The following is an 18,879-nucleotide window of genomic DNA, read 5'->3' on the forward strand; positions in this document are numbered from 1 at the left end:
AATATGCATAATCATGTTATGATGGTTATTTTTTTTCTAAAACAACCCCTTTTTATGGAGAAAAATACATGTCAGGTAACGCCACAAAAGACTACAAAATCCCAGTGTTAGAGGGCCCAAGTTTTACTTTTGCTCAGGCATATTTTACGTGGAAGCGCATCACAGACAGGGCTTTAGAGGCTATTGGCCTAACGCATACACAGTATGTCTTTATGGGGACACTGTTTGAGCTAGAAAAACATCACGACAAGGCAACGCAAAATGATCTGGCTAGGCTCACCAATTCTGATGTAACCATGACATCCCAAATTCTTCGTACTCTACAAAAACGTGGGCTTGTTTGCCGCGCGCAAATAGAAGGTGATGAGCGGGCAAAATACTCTAGCCTATCACTTGCCGGAAAAAAGCTCGTCAAAAAAGCCGCTGAAATTATGAAAACAAATGAGAAGGAGTATTTTGCTCCCGTAGAACAAGATATGGAACAATTTTTGACTTCCCTGAAGGTTTTAACACGCGTTAAAGAGATTAATCTGCTATGAAAATCACTTTCACTCCCTTAGCTGAGTCACATTTTCCTCTGTTACTGAAGTGGCTGGAAGCGCCGCACGTTAAAGCATGGTGGGATCAGAGTGTGACGTATACGCTGGATTTGGTTCATGAGAAATATAGCTCATACGTCAAAGGCTATAAGCTTGTAGAAGGCCTTGAGAAACCCATCAAAAGCTTCATTATTCAGCATAACCAAAATCCAGTTGGTTACATTCAGATTTATAATGCATACGATTTTCCCAGAAGTAAGTCACTCTTAGGCCTACCAGAAAACTTGGGTGCATTTGATATTTTTATTGGCGCAGAAGAGGCATTACAACAAGGTGTTGGCTCAAAAGCAATTTTAGAATTCCTTAAATTACAAGGCAATCAGTACTCCCACATTTTTGCCGATCCAGATAGTAATAATGTTGCTGCCGTTAAATGCTACGAGAAAGCAGGATTCAAGAAGGTATCAGAACAGGAAGATACTGGAGAAGTGTGGATGTTAAAGGATTTATCTTCGAGGAATGAACCATTGCCAACCATCCAAAAACTTATTAAAGAACGCTATCCTGATGCTAAAGCCATATTCTGGGCGGGATCTGTTTCAGTTAATAAGGGAACAAATACATCCGATCTAGATCTTGTGATTATTTTTGAAGAAATAGCCCACGCTTATCGAGAAGCCTTTATTTACAATGGTTGGCCTATTGACGCATTTATTAACGATTTTAATACCTTGCGATATTTTTTTGAGGAATCAAGGACAGGGAATGGTATCTCTGGCCTCTGCCATATGATTTTGAATGGACGCGAGGTAACAAACTCCAGCGCTTTTTCAGAAAATGTTAAAACACTCGCGCAAGAAGTTTTGAATGCAGGGCCAGCTACATGGGACCAAGAACAAATCAACAAAGAACGATTTTTAATTACCGATGTTCTGGATGATATTAAATGTCCAGCCGGGCGCGATGAGCAGATTGCATCCGCTGCATGGTTACTTGAGGCTCTGGGGCAATTTTATTTTAGAAGCCAAAATAAGTGGTGCGCCAGCGGTAAATCAATTATCCGTTATCTGAAAAGCGATAATCCCGATCTTGCTTTAGAATTCACGCAAGCTTTTGAAGGTCTCTTCCAAACAGGCCATTCTACTGCATTAGAATTATTAGTAATGAAAATTCTAGAATCTTATGGTGGATTATTTTGGAATGGATTCAGGTCAGATGCCCCAAAAGAATCAAGGATAACCGAGGCTGGCATTTTGTCAAAATCGATTGAAGCGATGGAGCGATCCCTTTTAGACTCTTCTGTAAGACAATCCACCGAGCAATTAAGTAAGTTAATCGCCGATGATTTTCTTGAGTTTGGCACCTCCGGTAAGATTTATAACAAGCAGGATTGTATCAAACCAGATGAAACCTCAAGAAAATTTGTGGTCAGCGACTTCAAGATTAAGGAATTATCCAAGGACGTGACGTTAGCAACATACAAAACAACAGAAGATGGCATTGCTTCGCTGCGATCTTCAATTTGGCAGCGATATGGTGATGAGTGGAAAATGATATTTCATCAAGGCACAAAATGTGAGGTTGAAGATGAGCACGAAGAATAATATCCACGTTTTGAGTCGAGGCGTGATAATAGATCAAGACCATATTTTGCTTTGCAAAACACTTGACCTGCCAATCAGTTTTTATTTTCTCCCAGGGGGGCATGTTGAGCATGGTGAATCGGTTGAAACATCGCTCCTTCGTGAATTAATAGAAGAAACTGGAGCTCATTGCAAAATCAAGAGATTTTTAGGATGTATAGAATACAGCTTCGAACCTGGTCATAGCAGTATCTGTCACAACCATGAATATAATTTTATTTTTGAGGCTGAATCAGAATCTTTGAAAAGCAATCATAAAATTCCCCAGCTTGAAAAGCATATTGAATTAATCTGGGTTCCCTTGCATCAATTATCTGAGATTGATTTTAGAGCCGAGCCCTTGAGAGAACTCGTGCCTCAGTGGCTGAAAACGCGGGCCTCAGATGTATTTAGGAGCGTGATGATATGACACAACCAACAACCATCATCTATTTAACAGGCAAGCCTGGGGTCGGTAAATACACCATTGCTAAGGAGTTGGCTGCAAACCATGGTTTTATCGTTTGCGATAATCAGCTGATCAATAATCCTATTTTTGAGCTATTGCAATATGACGGATATGCCAAGATACCTGATTTTGCTTGGGATACTATCGCTCGCATAAGGGCTGAACTTTTCGATTTCCTGGTCCATCACACCAAGAATAGTTATGTGCTTACAAACTGTTTGGCAGATACTCAGGAAGATAGAGAACTTTACGGACAAGTGCAACAAATGGCCGAAACACGAGGGTCATTATTTATTCCAGTACAAATTCAAATTAATAAAGAAGAGCATCTAAAGCGCCTGACACGACCAGAAAGAAGAGAAAGGTGGAAGTCAATTGATCCAAACGATGCTGAAGATAATGGGCCAATTATCTCGATCTCCCACCCTAATTTATTTTCGCTAAATGTTAGCAATTTAAGCCCGGAAGATGCAGCGGAGGCCATTATGAATCATATAAAAATACTAAGCCAAGGGTGAAGATGAAAACACTTAAACATACAACAGCAAAAGCCTCTTATTACAACACAAGGGCTGAGTGCTATGATGAATTTAATGAAAATAATTCGAGGGCCATCAATGCGCTTTTAGAGAAAATATTAAAAGAGCATCAGATTACTACCGTTCTTGATCTTACTTGCGGTACCGGTTCTCAAGTCTTTTGGCTCATCGAGGCAGGCTTTGAAGTTATGGGCAGCGACATTAGCCGGAGCATGCTCAACATTGCTAAACAAAAAGCGAAACTTAAGCAGTTGAAAATTAAATTCTTACAAGGAGATTGCCGCACTGTTCATGCAGGCCAGTTCGATGCTGCGATTACCATATTTAATGCAATTGGTCATTTGACTCGCGAAGACTTTAAACTCACCATCCAAAATATAAATCGTAACTTAAATGCAGGTGGTTTGTATATTTTCGACATATTTAATTTAGATTATCTGAAAGCCGGTAATAACATCACAAAATTAACTGGAGATTGGATGGCTGCAACCGATGGTCAGAAATTCAGAGAAATTCAATTTAGCACCATCTCTGATGACAGCATTTTAGCATCCTATAGTACCTATGTTTATCAAGATGGAAATGAGAGTCCTACAAAAGTATCAAAAGGTTATGAAAACACGCTTCAAGTTTACGGTAGCGATGAGTTACAAGAAATCTTAAAAGAAAATGGGTTTGTTGTATTAGCTCAAACCGACATAAATGGCGAAGCGTTTTCGAAAGAAAATTCTGAGCGGATATTAACGATTGCCAAGAAGGTGTAATGCTATGAATAAAATAATCCTCTATATTGCAACTGCGCTTGATGGCTTTATCGCAGATATTAACGGCGGCGTTGATTGGCTTCCGCATCCAAAAGATGATGCTGAACTAGAAGCGGTTGGCTACAAAGACCTAATGGAACGCATCGATACAATTCTAATGGGAAGCCGAAGCTACAAACAAATTTTAAGCTTTGGTGATTGGGGCTGGCAGGATAAACACACTTATGTTTTCACCTCCAAAAAACTTGAACCCGATAAACCCTACATCAGCATTACGCACGATAGCCCATTTGAGTTTATGGCCAAGTTCAAAGACCGCACATCAGATAAAGACATCTGGCTTCTGGGCGGTGCAGAGCTTGCTAAAAGCTTTGCACAAGAAGGCCTACTTAATGAAGTCATTCTTACAATTATTCCTCAGACTTTAGGAGAAGGTATACCGCTTGGCTTAACTTTTGAAAAGTTTGATTTAACAGCCGAAAAAGCTTTAACGGATGGCATGATGCAAAAAATTTATTCAAGGAAAAACACATGAACATTACGTTTCAAAAAGCGTCGACATCATACATAGACACCATCTTTAGTTGGCTTACCGAGCCTCATATGATGGAGTTCTGGGATAACAGCCAAGAACATAAAGATGATATTCTTAATTTTATCCAGGGAAAGCCGCAAACTTATTTTGCAGGAACAACTCAGTACTGGATCGGTTTTATAGATAAACAGCCGTACGCTTTTGTTCTGTCTGATATTCTCAAAAAAGATCAAGAAGACCTTTCGAATACGCACCTTGCAAACATGTCTGAAACGGGGTATACAATCGCGCTCGATTTTGGTATAGCCAATAAAGAATATTTAGGGCGCGGACTGGCGGCGCCTACGCTGTCGGAATTTATGATTTTTTATAAAAAAGACATAGATCCGAAAGCCGACACATTTTTTATCGATCCGGACGAAAACAATCCTAGAGCTATAAGAGTTTATAATAAAGCCGGCTTTACTAAAGTTGGGCAATATCAAGCAACGCAAGGAGCATTCATCGGACACAACAGTGATTTAATGGTAAAAAAACTATGACTATTACAAACATCAATCACATCACTTTAGCTGTTAGTAACATCCACCGAGCTTTCTCGTTTTACAAAGATGTTTTAGGGTTTAAACCATTAGTTAAATGGGATCAAGGAGCATATTTCTTGATAGGAGACTTTTGGTTCTGCCTCAACGTTGATTTAGCAAGAGAACCTCAGTCTTGTTATACCCATTATGCATTTAGTGTAAGCAGTGAAGATTTTGAAATGATGGCTGATAAAATTCAAAATTCCGGCGCTCACATTTTTAAAGAGAACACATCTCCTGGTGAATCTCTCTATTTTCTTGATCCAGATGGGCACAAATTAGAAATTCATGTTGGAAACAGCGAAGCCAGAATAGCAGCTAAAAAAGCTAACCTTGGCAACTGGAAAAATGTGGAGTGGTTTGTGTGATTAATCAACACTTAAATTTAATATGCGATCATTTTAATCTTGGGATACCAACTCAAGCGCCCACAAGAGTACACGGTGGCTTGCTACATATCATGTGGCGTCTTGATACAGATAAAAGCTCCTATGCGATTAAGCAGCTATCTAAAGATATTGATTTGCAAAATGAGCACGTCATTAAAAATTATGAATTGAGTGAGCAAATAGCTTCAAGTTTTATAGCTCAAAATATCCCTGGGGTATGCGCTCTCTCGCAATCTGATAAACATCTTTTAATTACAGATGGATATGGCTACCTTGTGTACCCTTGGGTTAACGCGAAAGCTTTAGATAAAGATGAAATTAACGAAGGTCAAGCATTAATCATTGCCCGTTTACTTGCAAAAATGCATTTAATAAATCTCTGTTTTGAAGGTATCGATGAACCTGAATTTGATATCCATGATAATAAACACATTACAAACTTAATCAAGCAGTCAACTCAAATGAGGCTTCCATTTGCTGGCATTTTAAATTCTGATTTATTTACCCTTCTCGCAATTAATGAAAGTTATTTGGGTTCAATTGAAATTCTTAAAAAACATACAGTCGTTGGGCATGGTGACTTAGATCAAAAAAATGTTTTGTGGACTGAGAACAAGGAACCTCTATTAATTGATTGGGAATCAGCCCGTAAACTAAACCCCACATATGAAATTGTAAATGCTGCGTTAGATTGGTCGGGCGTGACAACCAATTTCAAGATCAATTTGTTCCATAAAATGCTTAAATCTTATTCGGAGTCCGGAGGTTTAATTGAAAAACGCATAATTGAAGCGGCGTTTTATGGGGTTATGGGAAATTGGATTAACTGGATGGTTTACAATATTAATCGGTCTATCAATCAAAGAGAACTTGAGCAAAAAAATATTGGGATAGAACAAGTCATGCAAGTATTACCAACAATTTTAAGAGTAAAAACTTTGATGCCAGAATTAATAAGTGAGATAGCGTCATGATCAAAATCAAACTGCTTAAAAACCATCCCAACACTATACCCGCAGTTGCACACATTTGGCATGAAGTATTAGGTAAAATCTGGGTTCCTGATGTACCCGTTGAACGTGTTATCACAAGATTTGCAGATCACTTGAATGATCAAGCTTTGCCAATCACTTTTATTGCATTAGATGGCGATTTACCGGTTGGCATGTGCTCTTTGCGTGAAAATGATGGCATTCGTCCAGATCTTACTCCTTGGCTCGGTTCACTTGTCGTCGATCCAAAATATCAAAAGCAAGGCATTGGCAAGATGCTGATTGATGTGACTGTACTGAAAGCAAAAGAGCTTGGTTTTGAAAAGCTGTACTTGTTTGCTTTTGATCCCACCATACCAGAATACTACGAACGTCTTGGATGGAGGAAAATCGGTATGGATGAATTTAAATCTCATCCTGTAACGGTTATGGAGGTGGAGTTATGATCAAAATTGACCTGCTGAAAAATCATCCAGACGCTATACCAGCACTCGCTCACATTTGGCACGACGTTTTAGGTAGAATTTGGTTTCCAGAGCTGACAATTCAAGAAATAGAGTCATTGACATATGATGAGCTCAATCATTCAGATGAAACAACTTCATTCGTTGCGTTGAGTGATGAAATTCCACTAGGATTTTGCACATTTAAACTTAAGGAGGAGTTTCGTCCCGATTTAGGGCCATGGCTTGCGGATGTAGTCGTTAATCCAAAAGACCAAAAACAGGGGATCGGAAAAATGCTAGTTGATGTTGCTGTTAGACAAGCAAAGGAGCGTGGCTTCAAAAAGCTATACCTCTTTGCTTTTGATCCTAGCGTACCTGAATACTACGAACGTCTTGGATGGAAGAAAATCGGTATGGATGAATTTAAATCTCATCCTGTAACCGTTATGGAGGTGGAGCTATGAACAACAAATCGATTATGCCAACCCTTGATCTTGCACGCAAACTCATAGCGGAGCAATTTCCCGAATACGCTAGCTTAACTATCGTTGATGTTGAAAAACAAGGGCATGATAACCGCACCTATAGGCTTGGTGAGCACATGCTCATTCGTATGCCAACAGCCGCAGATTACGCTTTAAAAGTTCCAAAAGAGCAAGAGCTGCTGCCGAAATTAGCAAAACGTTTAAGCGTTAGCATTCCGGCGCCTATTAAAATGGGAAAGCCATCGGCAAATTATCCTTATCCATTTTCTATATACAAATGGTTGCCTGGAAAAAGTATCAACCTACTAACTTTAACCGATCAAGACAAAGAACAACTTGCCTTTGAACTCGCTAAGTTTTTAAAAGAGCTGCAAGCGATTACCGATGTTGAAGGTCCTGAGCCAGGTCAGCATAACTGGTGGCGTGGTGATCATGTCACTGTTTACGATAAAGGAGCGCGAGAACAGATCGCAGAGCTGGCTGAGATTATAGACGTAACCCAAGCATTAGCTTTATGGGAGCAAGCGTGTGCTACAAAATGGGATAAAAAGCCTGTATGGATTCATGGAGATTTTGCGATTGGCAATATACTGATGGATGGTAGAAAACTATCGGCAGTTATTGACTTTGGCGGTGCTGCTGTTGGTGATCCTGCCTGTGACTTAGTAATTGCCTGGACGTATTTATCCGGCAAAGCGCGTGAGATTTTTATTTCTGAAATGGATATGGATACTGATACATGGCTTCGTGCACGTGCCTGGACACTTTGGAAAGCAACATTTGAATTGTGCCAGATAGCAGATAAGAATAGTTCAGAGGCTTTGTTACAGAAACAAATAATTGATGAGGCAATAGATGATGGAATTGGAGCATTATGAGTAAAATTATTTTATTAAATGGAGCAGGATCTAGCGGTAAAACGTCTATTGCAAGAGCTATACAACATTTAAGTGACGAACAATGGCTAACCTTTGGTGTTGATACATTTATTGAAATGACACCATATCCATCTCCAGGAAAAAATGCTGAATATTTTGCTTTTGTGCCAGGAGAAAATAATCGTGGCCCTTTAATGAGGGTTGAGTCAAAGCCTACTGGAGATAAATTATTTGGTGTTATGGCTGATTTTGCTTTGTTACTTGCAAATCAATCTAACAATCTCATTATAGATGAAGTTTTATTTGAAGATCAGCATTTGAAATCGTATGTAGCCAAATTGGCTGAACATATTACCTATTTTATTGGCATTAAATGCGACCTAGCCATTATGCAGGAGCGTGAATTTTTACGACGAGATAGAGCCTTAGGGTTATCAAACGATCAATTTGATAGAGTGCACAGCGGAACTAGGGAATATGATTTAACAGTTGATACGAGCAATTCATCAGTATTTGATGTTGCTAGAGAAATAATTGATTTTATCGATAGCAACCAAAACCCTAAAGGTTTTAATAACATGAGAAATAAATTTTATGGATAAAGATTCAGATATAAAAACCCTCAACACCTACCTCAGCCTTTGTACAGAGGTTTACGAATTAAGCAAGCCAAACCCACCGGAAGATGCATATGCTTTTTATCGTGACTATGCCATGAGAGCGAACGGTCCTATTTTAGAGCCGATGTGTGGTACAGGCCGATTTTTACTGCCCTTACTTGAAGAAGGTTTCAATGTGCATGGCTTTGACGCCAGCGACCATATGCTTAAAGTCTTGCATGCTAAAGCCAAAACTAAAAATCTTGACGCTACGGTATGGAAAGGCTTTGTTGAAGATTTAAAACGTCCAGAAAAATACAATTTGATTTTTATTCCCAGTGGGTCTTTCTGTTTAATAATCGACCTTGCTACTGTGAAATCAGCACTTCAGGCCATTTATGATCACTTAAGTGACAATGGTGTTTTTTTATTTGAAGCAGAAACTTTAAACGCTGTTCCACAACAGGGTATATGGCGTGGTTCAGTATGGCCTAAACTAACTGGCCAAAAAATTATCCTAAGCCAGCTTGCTACAATGGAAAGTGATATCTGTACCAGCCTTTGCAAATATGAATTGATGGAGTCAGGAAAGATTATACATACAGAAATTGAAGAGCTGAGAGTGAAGATTTATGAGCAGGATCAGCTGGTGGAAATGCTAAAAGCTGTGGGGTTTAAACACATCCATACGCTCAAAGCCTTTGATCGATCTTCGCAACCTGCGAACCTTGATGAGTCTATCGTTTATGAATGCAGAAAATAAAACCAACCTCTCTTTAATCATGTGGATTGTGCTACTGATAGCGATTGGAGGCGCCATTGGCTCTTTAACCAAGTCAGAGATTAGCACTTGGTATAGCAACTTACATCGCTCCATCCTGACACCGCCAAATTATATATTTCCAATAGCTTGGGCTATTTTATACGGCATTATTGGCGCTTGCGGCTGGCTCATTTGGCGCCCTCAAGCATTTCCCATGCTAAGTATTATCAAAACTTTATACGTAACCCAGCTCATCTTAAACTGGAGCTGGACACCTTTCTTTTTCCATTACCACTTAACTGGACTTTCCCTCGTAGTTTTGGTCGCTATGAATATTCTGGTCTGTGCGCTCATTTGCCTATCTTCCCAAAAAATGAAAGCGGTTTCGCTGCTTATGATTCCTTATCTGTCATGGATTCTGTTCGCAAGCTACTTAAACTTTTACATATGGCAGTATAACTGAATGAAGATTAGCAATGGTGGTCAAGCATAAAAAACATAAACGTCGTATTTTTATCCATGTAGACGGTTACAACTGAAGCATTAGGATATTATGAGTTATAAAGAACGAGTCGATAGAGTGATTGATTTCATAGGCAAGCATCTTGATGAAGAGCTTGAGCTGGATGAGCTTTGCCGCATCGCTTGTTTTTCAAAATATCATTTTCATCGGTTGTTTACTGTTTATACAGGGTTGCCTCTCATGGGCTATATAAAGTGGCTGCGGTTGAAACGGGCTGCTCATCAACTGATTGTGCATAAAGAGGATACAATTATTAACATTGCTTTGGATGCTGGGTTCGAATCGCATGAATCATTTAGTCGGGCTTTTAAACAAATTTGTGGGCAAAGCCCCAGCGAATTTAGACGTCAGGCTAAGTGGGAAAGCTTCGAAAATCCACCGCAACCTATGCATATTAAAGGTACAAAAATTATGACGATAACGATTAAAGAACTGCCAGCTAAAAGAGTTGCTGTGATGGAACATCATGGAGATCCCATGCGATTATCCGACACGCTTGATAAACTCATTACTTGGGCAAAAGCGCAACCAATTAACCTAAAACCTAAACCAGGAGAAGCCTTTGGTTTTGGCTATCACGATCCAAGAGAAGTGAAGCCAGAAGAGTTTCGCTTTGATTTAGCGCTTAGCGTTCCACAAGATTTTAAATTGAATGATCAGGTTACAGAACGAACTCTACCTGCTGGCAGATACGCTATTACCATGCATAAAGGCTCTCGCGATAATATCGGTGACACGATTTACAGCATTTATCGTGATTGGTTACCGCAGTCCGGCGAAGAGTTAGGGGATCTGCCTTGTATATTCTGCTATTACAATTTTGATTATGAGGTAGCTGAAACTGAATCTTTAACGGAAATCTGGGTGTTTCTTAAGTAGGGCTTAAAATATGATGATTGGGGAGGTAAATTCCCCCCAATCAATTCAAAATCTATCAATAACTCTGAATCTGCTTCTTCAGGCAAGCAAATGAATCGTTAATGACATCTTCTTTTATTCAGACTCATCTGTTTGAAATTCTAAAATGTCTCCGGGTTGGCACTGTAAGCACTGACAAATACTTTCCAGCGTTGAAAAGCGGATGGCCTTGGCTTTTCCCGTTTTTAAAATTGATAGATTTTGCACAGTAATACCAACTGCTTCAGCCAGATCTTGAAGCTTCATCTTGCGCTTCGCCAACATGACATCGAGGTTCACAATAATGCCCATGTCTATACTCCAGCTATATTGTGAATTTATGTTCATCATGAAGCTTACTAGCTTCTAGCATCACCCAAGATACAATAATCACGAGAATGCCATAAAATAAAGAAGTTAAGTTAGGTGTCCCAAATGAAATGGTTAAATACCTATGCCCAGGAGGGCTTGTGAAAGTAACAGCCAATACCATCAAGGTTTGGCTTAATGATTTGATGAGTAATGCATCCAGTAAAAATAAAACCCCTAATCTTCGGTACTGTATCGCATTCCTAACACTGAAGATTTCTCCTTTTTGATAATTTTTAAAAATCGCTTTCAGGATAAATAAACTAATTAAGAAAGGTAAAAGCCCTATCATGTCAGCACTAAAGCCCAACAGCTGTAACAGAGGTGTCCAAGAAACGTTGCTGAGATTAACATAACCTTCTGGTGTTTGAATGGTTTTCTCGAATATGCCAAAAAAATTGATCACATCTGAGACATCACTTGTTTTCGTGCTAATGAAGGTCCATTGGATCATAGTAAGCAAAGGAACGGCGCTCAACAATATGCTAAAAATTAATAACAAATGCGAACTTACTTTTTGAATTCTGTTCATTTATATCCTCAGTTTTGAAAAATTAAACCTGATACAGGATATTCATAATTCAAATGAATTTCAATAATTATTTACTGTTTATCGTGATATTAATCTTTGTATATCAGCCATGATCGTAGTTGCCCGCTCGAAGTAATCGGTATCACACCCATCTTCTATTGCCCATACCCATGCAAGTACTGCCTGAACAAAGCACCAGTCAAGAATTCGTTGCGATGGTAACTCAAGGAGCTCTGCGAAGCCAGTGACGCGCTTATGAATAGTATTTGGCGCATTAGCGTGATTCAGTAATTCTGGAATTGGATTGCGAATAAAAGCCGCTAATTCATAGGCTGGTTCGCCAATCACGCCTTTAGGATCGATCGCCAGCCAATCGTTTCCATTTTGTAAAATATTATCATGGTGCAGATCGCCGTGAAGCAAAACGTCTGGACCGGCCGTTTTTAAAAGTTGGCCACAAAGGTTTCTGGATTTTTGTAAATACCCATGCGGAATGTTCCAATCATTATCCAAAGACCCCAGCCAATCTTTGATATGTGGAAATGTATGGGTACTTGGTATGGGGGCTTTGTGCAATCTTTTGATCACCTGTGCCGTGATATTAATTGCCTCGTCATCTTTTTCAGGAAAATAAGACTTTAAGAAAAGCCTGGGACTGCGCATTCAAGTAGAAGCAACCCTGTGTTTTCTGAAAATACTTGAACAACACCAGATCCTTCAAATGCCATTAGAGCTGCGGCTTCACGCTTGATTCCGTCGACATCCAATCCTAATTTTAAAATAATTGGTTGAGGTCCTTGAAACCCAGATAACACATAATTGTAGCTTAAATTACTGACGGGTTTTAAATTTGATAAGCCATAAGTTTTTGCCAGTTGTGTTAGGAGATTCGGTAAATGCCCTAACCACTGCCTGCCTTTATCTCCGTATAAATCAATGATATTTTGTTCAAACGTTTTCATAAGATATCTTTCCTCATGAAAATACGATCATAATTTTTCAGATATTTTGGTATGGTCCCTATGCAGTAAAAACCATGCTTTTCATAAAAAGCCTGTGCTTGAAATTCATAAGTGTCGACAAATATTTTAGGCAATCTTTTCTTCTTAGCCACATCATCAATCATGGTGATAATTTTGGCCCCGATGCCTAATTTTCGATATTGTTCATTGCACCAGAGTACATCAATATACAGCGCATCACTGTGTTCCCAAATCAAAGCACCACCTATGATCTGAACACAGTCTTTTGCAAATACGCTGAAATGGGATGACTTTTCTCTTATGATTTGGGCATTAAAATCAACTATCCCATTACGAATGACTTTATCATCCGAAGCATCCGGTGTGTTTTCAATGATGTATTCTATGTTGCTCATTTATTTTCCGGTTAAAGTATTCAGCAGCTGATAGTCGATACAAAATATGTTGTGATAAAGGATGATCGTTAGCCAATTTAGGGTGTGCAAAGTCGCCATCTAAATCACGTTTTAATCCAATCTTTTCCATAACACGAATAGAGCGAACATTTGCCGGTACTGTAAAAGAAACAATTTCTTTAAGACTACACCGTTTAAACCCATACTCCAAGGAAGCACAAGCCCCTTTCCGTGGCAAAGCCTTTGCCCCAATATTGCGATCCTAATCGCCAACTCACTTCAACCGCAGGGGTAAAATGCGAATCGAATTTTGAAAAAAAATCAGTGTAATTAAGGCCAATAAAACCAATTAATTCATCAGTTTCCTTCAGGCAAGCTGCCCATAATGTATATCCAAGTTCTTCATGGTGCCTATTAACTGCAGGAATAAAGTCATTGACCTGTTCCATGGTTAATGGGCCACGTAAAAACTCAATCACCTTTAGATCTTGGTTGATTTGAAAATACGATCGAGCGTCTTCTTTTTTCCACGTTCTTAAAATAAGCCTTTCTGTTTCAATAATGGTGGTCATGTTGTCTCCGATGAGCTTGTTCTCAGCAATTTTTCTAATTGTGCTGCAGGGTATGGGGTTGATTTGCTCTCTTTCTGAAGCTTTTGAAAAAACTCATCCATGAGCAATGCAATTAAAGCGTATTGATTGATAATCGTATTCATTTCAGGCGCCACATTGCCAATTCTACCTGCCAGATATTCACGCAGGCGAATTTCCAAGTGCTCCTTACCAAAAAGTGATGTGATAATACAGTGAAGCAGGTTTACAGCGGCGCAAGCCTGATCATAAGAATGATGCTGTTTTAAAAACTCTGTTTCTGCTGGTGTTAAATCAAACCTTGATGATAACGCCAGTCCAAAATCGCTTATATAGAGCAGCTTACCGTCGGTCAGGATATTTTCAAAGTGTGCATCAAAATGCATCAAGCCTTGCTCATTCATATACTTGTTTGTGGCCTTGAGATGTTTGTCAACAAATGCAACTGCTGCGTCAGCACTATCGTCACCTTGAGTCAATTGAGCGTTTAACCATTCATACAAATTCTGTGGAACATATTCAAGAAATAAAGCGATATGCGCGGATGCTTTATTAAGGTCAGTGACACGCTTACGGATAGCGTTAGAATTTCCCCAGTACCGGCAGTGCTCTTCAATATCACCCCAATAGTTGGTATTGATGTCGTCCGGACCACTGGGCAGAATACGCCAATGATACATCATGGGAAAATTAACACACTCGCCGGTGATCAGTGAGATTTCGGCAAACCTGCGTGAACCAGGACAAGAATAAACATTAACTTGTAGGCATCAAAAATCTTATTGAAGCGCAGGATTATTGAAAGCTCACAGATTACTTAATCTCATATTTTTTCTCAATAAATAATTTAATACACGCATCCACAACTCGCTCATCATAGAGTGTACCCTTATGTTGCATTATCTCCTGCAATGCTTGGAGTATACCTAGCGCTGGACGATATGGGCGATGAGAGGACATTGCGTCTATAACATCCGCCACCATGAGAATTCGAGACTCGAGCAAAATTTCATTATCTTTTAGACCCCGTGGATATCCAGAACCATCTAATCTCTCATGATGTTGATACACTATTTCGGCTATCGGCCAAGGAAAATCAATATTTTTAAGAACTTCCCAGCCTGATTTTGGATGCATTTTAATAATCTCATATTCTGCATCAGAAAGTTTACCTGGTTTAGAAAGTATTTCTGCCGGAACGTGTATCTTTCCAATATCATGGACAACACAAGCCATGCGGATCCCTATAATTTGCTCCGTAGATAAGCCCATCTCCATTGATATGGCCTCTGCCAAATTAGCAACACGACGTTGATGCCCCGCAGTATATGGATCACGCTGTTCAACCATTGAGGCAATAGCTGAAATGGTACTATTGAGGCTCTTACTAATATTCGCTGCTAGTTTTAAATGATTTGCATGAGCTTCCAGGACATCTATACCAAAAGCAATATCACTAGCTAGATTTTGTAATAAAGTGCAAATCTCATCAGTTAATTCATGGTATTCCAGCCCATATACAACCAATATATAACGAACTTTTTTTAAAGTTATAATTGGAATAACCGCCACCGAATATAATCGATGCTTCAAAGCAAATTCACGTTCCAATGCATCGGATTCATCATGTTGTATATCTTGACTGACGAACAACTTATGTGAGTAGATTGCGCTTGCAACCAATCCTTTATACTCTTTGTTTTCAATGTTTAAGTTCAGTTGATCGAAATAATTCTGGTCGATTCCTTCAAATGCAATAGGATTAATTAAATCATTTGATTTTACTGGAACACAAGCTACCCAGGCAGCTGCAAATCCACCTGAAGAAACAAGTACCTTGCACATCTGAATAATTAAAGTATTTACTGTGGTTTCATGAATAAGAACTTCATTACAACGAAGAATAACTTGATACATCACACTAAGTTGGTTATTTAATTTTTCAAGACTCACCCGGCTAGTGATATCGCGGATATTGCATTGTATCACTTTGGAGCTACCTACTAAGTAGCTATTACTAATGAATTCAACATAATGCCTCTCCCCTTGTTTTGTCTCAATAGGGAGATTTTCATAACGTACGTAACCTTTTTTTTGCAGCTCCTTAAACTTATCTTTATTTGCTGCAATGTTTTTAATAAAACCTAAATCCCAGATGTATTTGTCCAGGAGTTCTTCAATAGAATAACCTGACAACTTAGAAATAAAGGGATTTGCATCTAAAATTTTTGCGGTGCTAGCATCTAAGATTAAAATACCGTCTTGAGCTGTCTCAAATAAGCGTTGATAGCGCTCTTCTGATTCCACTTGTTGATATGAACTCTTACTTGGTTTCATTATTACCTCAATATATACACTTTAACTTATATACACTTTAACTTGTTGTATTGGCGCTATAACTGTTTGATAATCACAGCAGTTTACCTGTTGTTTAAGTATAGGTGAGTATACTAAAAACGTCAGTGATGTTTGTCGAGGCATTGAGGTCAGGCTAATAGATTTTTCTTTAATCCATTGATTTAAAATGTATTATTGGTTAACCTTGCCGCCCATTATAAAAGCACCTATGCCTCTATGAGTCTCGGCAAAGAATTACCTAAACTTATTGAAAAATCACAAGAGCAGATTGATGAAACTATCCAGGCCATCAATGCATCCACTCTTCCAGAGGAAGTTAAATCACTAGCCTGCAACTGCATTTACGTAGCCACCTGGATTCCAAGAGCTTTGCTTCAACATAAAATTACCGTGAGCAATCTGCGACGTCTTATTTTTGGCAAAGGGCTTAAGCTGCAATCAAATAATAAAAGTACGAATGGCAAGACTAATAAGAATACAAACAGTACAAAAGGACAAGACCACCAAGCATCAGACAATGCAGCCAATCAAGGGTTTTTAGATGAGGCACCTACAACGAATACAAAAACACCAGGCCATGGACGTATATCTCACCAATCTTATGAGCACAGCTTTGCACATCAACTCACTGTGAATGGTATGGCTGCTGGGACGTATTGCCCTGAGTACTGTGGAGGAAGACTGTATTCATTACCTCCAGGCATTCTTGTTCGGATTAAAGGGCAGAATTTAGCCTGTGTTCACAAGTACTGGGTAGAAAAGCTACGCTGCGCCTTATGTGGGAAGGTTTTTTCTGCTGATGTCCCTGCATCAGTAGGCCAAGACAAATACGATGCAGCCTTTAAATCTCTATTAGCACTGCAAAAATACTACTTAGGCATGCCGTTTCATCGCCAAGCTTATTTTCAATCCTTGCTGGGTGTGCCAGTTCCTGCATCCACGCAATGGCAATTGGTTGAAGGCCTGGCTGGATGTGCGTTACCGGTGTTTTCAGTTCTTGAATATATGGCCGCCAATGGCTCCTTGATTCATAATGATGACACCGTTCTTAGAATAGTGGATGTGATTCATCATAATCGGCTAAATCCTAATGAAAAAAGAACAGGCATGTATACCACTGGCATTTTATCGCATTACAAAGACCATAAAATAGCGCTCTTTTATAATTCCAAACGCCACTCCGGTGAAAACATGGATCGCTTATTGGCAAAACGTGATACACAGTTAGAACATGCCCTTCAAATGTGCGATGCGTTAAGCCACAATGTACCTGAATCTTTTAAAACCATCCTTTGTAATTGTCTAAGTCATGGATTTAGAAAATTTGACGAGCTAAAGGAGTTTTATCCAGAGTTGTGCCTAACTATTATCCAATGGCTAGGCCAAGTATTTCAACATGATGAGGCGTCACGCGCCTTAAACCATAACAATCAAGAGCGATTAGCCTACCACCAAAAGCACAGCGCGCCCATCATGGAACAACTCAAAGACCATATGGAGCTCCTTATTGAGTCAAAACAAGTGGAACCTAATGAAGCTTTAGGCAAAGCCATCAAATACATGCAGCGCCATTGGGAAAAGCTCACTCGATATTTACACGTTGCAGGGGCGCCAATTGACAATAACGTACTGGAACGTGCTTTAAAAATTCCCATTAGGAATCGGAAAAACTCACTGTTTTATAAAACAGAATACGGAGCAATGATCGGCGGTGTATTAACCAGTATTATCTATACCTGCTCCTTAGCGGAAATTAATCCCTATCACTACCTTGTTGCTTTACAAGAATATCAAACTCTTGTTGCAGCCAGACCCAAATCCTGGCTTCCTTGGAATTTCCAGGAGTCCTTAGCACTGCTAAAGATAGATTGTGCTGCCTAAGATACTTTTCTCCAATCTTCTGGCAATGCTGCACAGGTGGGATTTCCTTGGGCAAGAATGATAGTTAGCTCACAAGCACTCAGAGTGATTGCATTCGAAATACCCGTTGGCCACCAAGAAATTTTGCCCTGGCTAAAGCGCTTTTGACATAACCAAAAGCCTGTTGCATCATAAACCAATAATTTAACAGAGGTACCTGCACGATTTCTAAAGGCGAATACAGTTCCACTAAACGGATCACTCTTTAGCTTTTGTTTGCACAGTGCTTTTAATCCATCGATTCCCTTGCGAAAATCTATAGGCTCTGTCGCCAATAACAATCGATGGTGAGGAGTTATTTGCAGCATGACTACCCCATGAATTGCTGGGTTAACGCGCAGGCTAAGGTACCCGTTACCCCACTGATTTTCATCATACTCCCACATGGACGGTACAGCTCAATAATACAGGCTGCTCCAGGAGGTTCAGCCTTAATTATAGGTTTATTGATATGTGCCTCTACAAAGTGAATAGTCTTTTTGCTCTTGATGTGCTCGTTGATTTGAAAGCGAGAAAGGCCTAGGGAGGTACTGATTTTTGATATTGGATAATGTATAAGCAAATCATCCACTTCTTCCCAAAGAGATATTGGTATTTTCCCTTGCTTGTTCCGAGATGTTCTCCAGTGTGCAAAGGTTTTTTTGACTTGCTCTAATCTGTCTTCGGTCTTTTTCATGTTTGGTCTCAATAGGATTTGTAAGGCCTACA

At 39.4% G+C, this 18,879-nt stretch carries 28 protein-coding genes; 17 read left to right on the forward strand and 11 right to left on the reverse strand.

Annotation, left to right across the window (positions count from 1 at the left end; genetic code table 11):
• The first annotated feature begins 68 nt into the window (after window positions 1-68).
• The 16 genes from Lsan_RS14250 to Lsan_RS14325 all read left to right on the forward strand — a co-directional run bounded on the left by Lsan_RS14250 (window position 69) and on the right by Lsan_RS14325 (window position 11,006).
• On the forward strand, window positions 69-539 hold the full coding sequence (locus Lsan_RS14250; RefSeq protein WP_006871018.1) for a MarR family winged helix-turn-helix transcriptional regulator: 471 nt from the start codon (window positions 69-71) through the stop codon (window positions 537-539).
• Window positions 536-2,143, forward strand: a complete 1,608-nt coding sequence (locus Lsan_RS23095; RefSeq protein WP_065236313.1) for a GNAT family N-acetyltransferase — start codon at window positions 536-538, stop codon at window positions 2,141-2,143. The genes Lsan_RS14250 and Lsan_RS23095 overlap by 4 nt, the downstream gene beginning before the upstream one ends.
• Window positions 2,127-2,591, forward strand: coding sequence for an NUDIX domain-containing protein (locus Lsan_RS14260; protein ID WP_040535112.1), 465 nt, complete (start codon window positions 2,127-2,129; stop codon window positions 2,589-2,591). The genes Lsan_RS23095 and Lsan_RS14260 overlap by 17 nt, the downstream gene beginning before the upstream one ends.
• Window positions 2,588-3,148 (forward strand): P-loop nucleotide/nucleoside kinase family protein, encoded by a 561-nt coding sequence (locus Lsan_RS14265; RefSeq protein WP_006871015.1) that lies wholly within the window; start codon window positions 2,588-2,590, stop codon window positions 3,146-3,148. The genes Lsan_RS14260 and Lsan_RS14265 overlap by 4 nt, the downstream gene beginning before the upstream one ends.
• Window positions 3,149-3,150: 2 nt before the next feature.
• Entirely contained in the window at window positions 3,151-3,933 is a 783-nt protein-coding gene (locus Lsan_RS14270) for a class I SAM-dependent methyltransferase (RefSeq protein ID WP_006871014.1), read from the forward strand.
• Window positions 3,934-3,937: 4 nt separating this feature from the next.
• Window positions 3,938-4,468: a dihydrofolate reductase family protein gene (locus Lsan_RS14275; RefSeq protein ID WP_006871013.1), complete on the forward strand. Its 531-nt coding sequence runs from the start codon at window positions 3,938-3,940 to the stop codon at window positions 4,466-4,468.
• Window positions 4,465-5,010, forward strand: coding sequence for a GNAT family N-acetyltransferase (locus Lsan_RS14280; RefSeq protein WP_006871012.1), 546 nt, complete (start codon window positions 4,465-4,467; stop codon window positions 5,008-5,010). Before Lsan_RS14275 ends, Lsan_RS14280 begins: the two co-directional genes overlap by 4 nt.
• Entirely contained in the window at window positions 5,007-5,420 is a 414-nt protein-coding gene (locus Lsan_RS14285; protein ID WP_040535111.1) for a fosfomycin resistance glutathione transferase, read from the forward strand. Before Lsan_RS14280 ends, Lsan_RS14285 begins: the two co-directional genes overlap by 4 nt.
• On the forward strand, window positions 5,417-6,415 hold the full coding sequence (locus Lsan_RS14290) for an aminoglycoside phosphotransferase family protein (RefSeq protein ID WP_058514827.1): 999 nt from the start codon (window positions 5,417-5,419) through the stop codon (window positions 6,413-6,415). Before Lsan_RS14285 ends, Lsan_RS14290 begins: the two co-directional genes overlap by 4 nt.
• The gene (locus Lsan_RS14295) at window positions 6,412-6,879 is read left to right on the forward strand and encodes a GNAT family N-acetyltransferase (RefSeq protein ID WP_006871009.1); all 468 of its coding nucleotides are present in this window, start codon (window positions 6,412-6,414) and stop codon (window positions 6,877-6,879) included. Before Lsan_RS14290 ends, Lsan_RS14295 begins: the two co-directional genes overlap by 4 nt.
• Complete coding sequence (locus Lsan_RS14300; protein WP_006871008.1) at window positions 6,876-7,343, forward strand: GNAT family N-acetyltransferase; 468 nt, start codon at window positions 6,876-6,878, stop codon at window positions 7,341-7,343. Before Lsan_RS14295 ends, Lsan_RS14300 begins: the two co-directional genes overlap by 4 nt.
• Complete coding sequence (locus tag Lsan_RS14305) at window positions 7,340-8,242, forward strand: aminoglycoside phosphotransferase family protein (protein ID WP_006871007.1); 903 nt, start codon at window positions 7,340-7,342, stop codon at window positions 8,240-8,242. The genes Lsan_RS14300 and Lsan_RS14305 overlap by 4 nt, the downstream gene beginning before the upstream one ends.
• Window positions 8,239-8,844: a chloramphenicol phosphotransferase CPT family protein gene (locus Lsan_RS14310; RefSeq protein WP_006871006.1), complete on the forward strand. Its 606-nt coding sequence runs from the start codon at window positions 8,239-8,241 to the stop codon at window positions 8,842-8,844. The genes Lsan_RS14305 and Lsan_RS14310 overlap by 4 nt, the downstream gene beginning before the upstream one ends.
• A complete protein-coding gene (locus tag Lsan_RS14315; RefSeq protein ID WP_006871005.1) occupies window positions 8,837-9,604 on the forward strand; it encodes a class I SAM-dependent DNA methyltransferase in 768 nt (255 codons plus the stop codon). Before Lsan_RS14310 ends, Lsan_RS14315 begins: the two co-directional genes overlap by 8 nt.
• Window positions 9,588-10,067, forward strand: a complete 480-nt coding sequence (locus Lsan_RS14320; protein ID WP_040535110.1) for a TspO/MBR family protein — start codon at window positions 9,588-9,590, stop codon at window positions 10,065-10,067. The genes Lsan_RS14315 and Lsan_RS14320 overlap by 17 nt, the downstream gene beginning before the upstream one ends.
• Before the next feature lie 90 nt (window positions 10,068-10,157).
• Window positions 10,158-11,006, forward strand: a complete 849-nt coding sequence (locus Lsan_RS14325; protein WP_006871004.1) for an AraC family transcriptional regulator — start codon at window positions 10,158-10,160, stop codon at window positions 11,004-11,006.
• 114 nt (window positions 11,007-11,120) lie between these two features.
• On the opposite strand, the gene Lsan_RS14330 is transcribed toward Lsan_RS14325, so the two are convergent.
• The 9 genes from Lsan_RS14330 to Lsan_RS14365 all read right to left on the reverse strand — a co-directional run bounded on the left by Lsan_RS14330 (window position 11,121) and on the right by Lsan_RS14365 (window position 16,230).
• Window positions 11,121-11,336, reverse strand: coding sequence for a helix-turn-helix domain-containing protein (locus Lsan_RS14330; RefSeq protein ID WP_006871003.1), 216 nt, complete (start codon window positions 11,334-11,336; stop codon window positions 11,121-11,123).
• Window positions 11,337-11,349: 13 nt separating this feature from the next.
• Entirely contained in the window at window positions 11,350-11,925 is a 576-nt protein-coding gene (locus tag Lsan_RS14335) for a DUF2975 domain-containing protein (RefSeq protein WP_006871002.1), read from the reverse strand.
• A 78-nt stretch (window positions 11,926-12,003) separates the two neighbouring features.
• Complete coding sequence (locus Lsan_RS14340; protein ID WP_202814635.1) at window positions 12,004-12,588, reverse strand: aminoglycoside phosphotransferase family protein; 585 nt, start codon at window positions 12,586-12,588, stop codon at window positions 12,004-12,006.
• The gene (locus Lsan_RS22765) at window positions 12,564-12,887 is read right to left on the reverse strand and encodes a hypothetical protein (RefSeq protein ID WP_202814636.1); all 324 of its coding nucleotides are present in this window, start codon (window positions 12,885-12,887) and stop codon (window positions 12,564-12,566) included. The genes Lsan_RS14340 and Lsan_RS22765 overlap by 25 nt, the downstream gene beginning before the upstream one ends.
• The gene (locus tag Lsan_RS14345; protein ID WP_040535108.1) at window positions 12,884-13,303 is read right to left on the reverse strand and encodes a GNAT family N-acetyltransferase; all 420 of its coding nucleotides are present in this window, start codon (window positions 13,301-13,303) and stop codon (window positions 12,884-12,886) included. Before Lsan_RS14345 ends, Lsan_RS22765 begins: the two co-directional genes overlap by 4 nt.
• On the reverse strand, window positions 13,278-13,514 hold the full coding sequence (locus tag Lsan_RS23100; protein ID WP_006870999.1) for a GNAT family N-acetyltransferase: 237 nt from the start codon (window positions 13,512-13,514) through the stop codon (window positions 13,278-13,280). The genes Lsan_RS14345 and Lsan_RS23100 overlap by 26 nt, the downstream gene beginning before the upstream one ends.
• Window positions 13,498-13,875 carry a GNAT family N-acetyltransferase gene (locus Lsan_RS23105; RefSeq protein WP_006870998.1) on the reverse strand — a complete coding sequence of 126 codons (378 nt, stop codon included), beginning with the start codon at window positions 13,873-13,875 and terminating at the stop codon, window positions 13,498-13,500. Before Lsan_RS23105 ends, Lsan_RS23100 begins: the two co-directional genes overlap by 17 nt.
• Window positions 13,872-14,576, reverse strand: a complete 705-nt coding sequence (locus tag Lsan_RS14360) for a protein kinase family protein (protein ID WP_133134249.1) — start codon at window positions 14,574-14,576, stop codon at window positions 13,872-13,874. Before Lsan_RS14360 ends, Lsan_RS23105 begins: the two co-directional genes overlap by 4 nt.
• A 130-nt stretch (window positions 14,577-14,706) precedes the next feature.
• Window positions 14,707-16,230, reverse strand: a complete 1,524-nt coding sequence (locus Lsan_RS14365; RefSeq protein WP_058514829.1) for an HD domain-containing phosphohydrolase — start codon at window positions 16,228-16,230, stop codon at window positions 14,707-14,709.
• Between the two features lie 237 nt (window positions 16,231-16,467).
• Between Lsan_RS14365 and Lsan_RS21735 the strand changes: the two genes are divergently transcribed.
• Window positions 16,468-18,132 (forward strand): IS66 family transposase, encoded by a 1,665-nt coding sequence (locus tag Lsan_RS21735; protein ID WP_058514830.1) that lies wholly within the window; start codon window positions 16,468-16,470, stop codon window positions 18,130-18,132.
• On the opposite strand, the gene tnpB is transcribed toward Lsan_RS21735, so the two are convergent.
• Both tnpB and Lsan_RS22205 read right to left on the reverse strand, forming a co-directional pair.
• Window positions 18,129-18,479, reverse strand: coding sequence for an IS66 family insertion sequence element accessory protein TnpB (gene tnpB, locus Lsan_RS14375; RefSeq protein WP_058514831.1), 351 nt, complete (start codon window positions 18,477-18,479; stop codon window positions 18,129-18,131). The two genes, Lsan_RS21735 and tnpB, sit on opposite strands and share 4 nt — an antisense overlap.
• Before the next feature lie 2 nt (window positions 18,480-18,481).
• Window positions 18,482-18,847: a hypothetical protein gene (locus tag Lsan_RS22205; RefSeq protein ID WP_058514832.1), complete on the reverse strand. Its 366-nt coding sequence runs from the start codon at window positions 18,845-18,847 to the stop codon at window positions 18,482-18,484.
• Between the last annotated feature and the right edge of the window lie 32 nt (window positions 18,848-18,879).

This window comes from Legionella santicrucis (assembly GCF_001468135.1).
Lineage (GTDB): Bacteria > Pseudomonadota > Gammaproteobacteria > Legionellales > Legionellaceae > Legionella > Legionella santicrucis.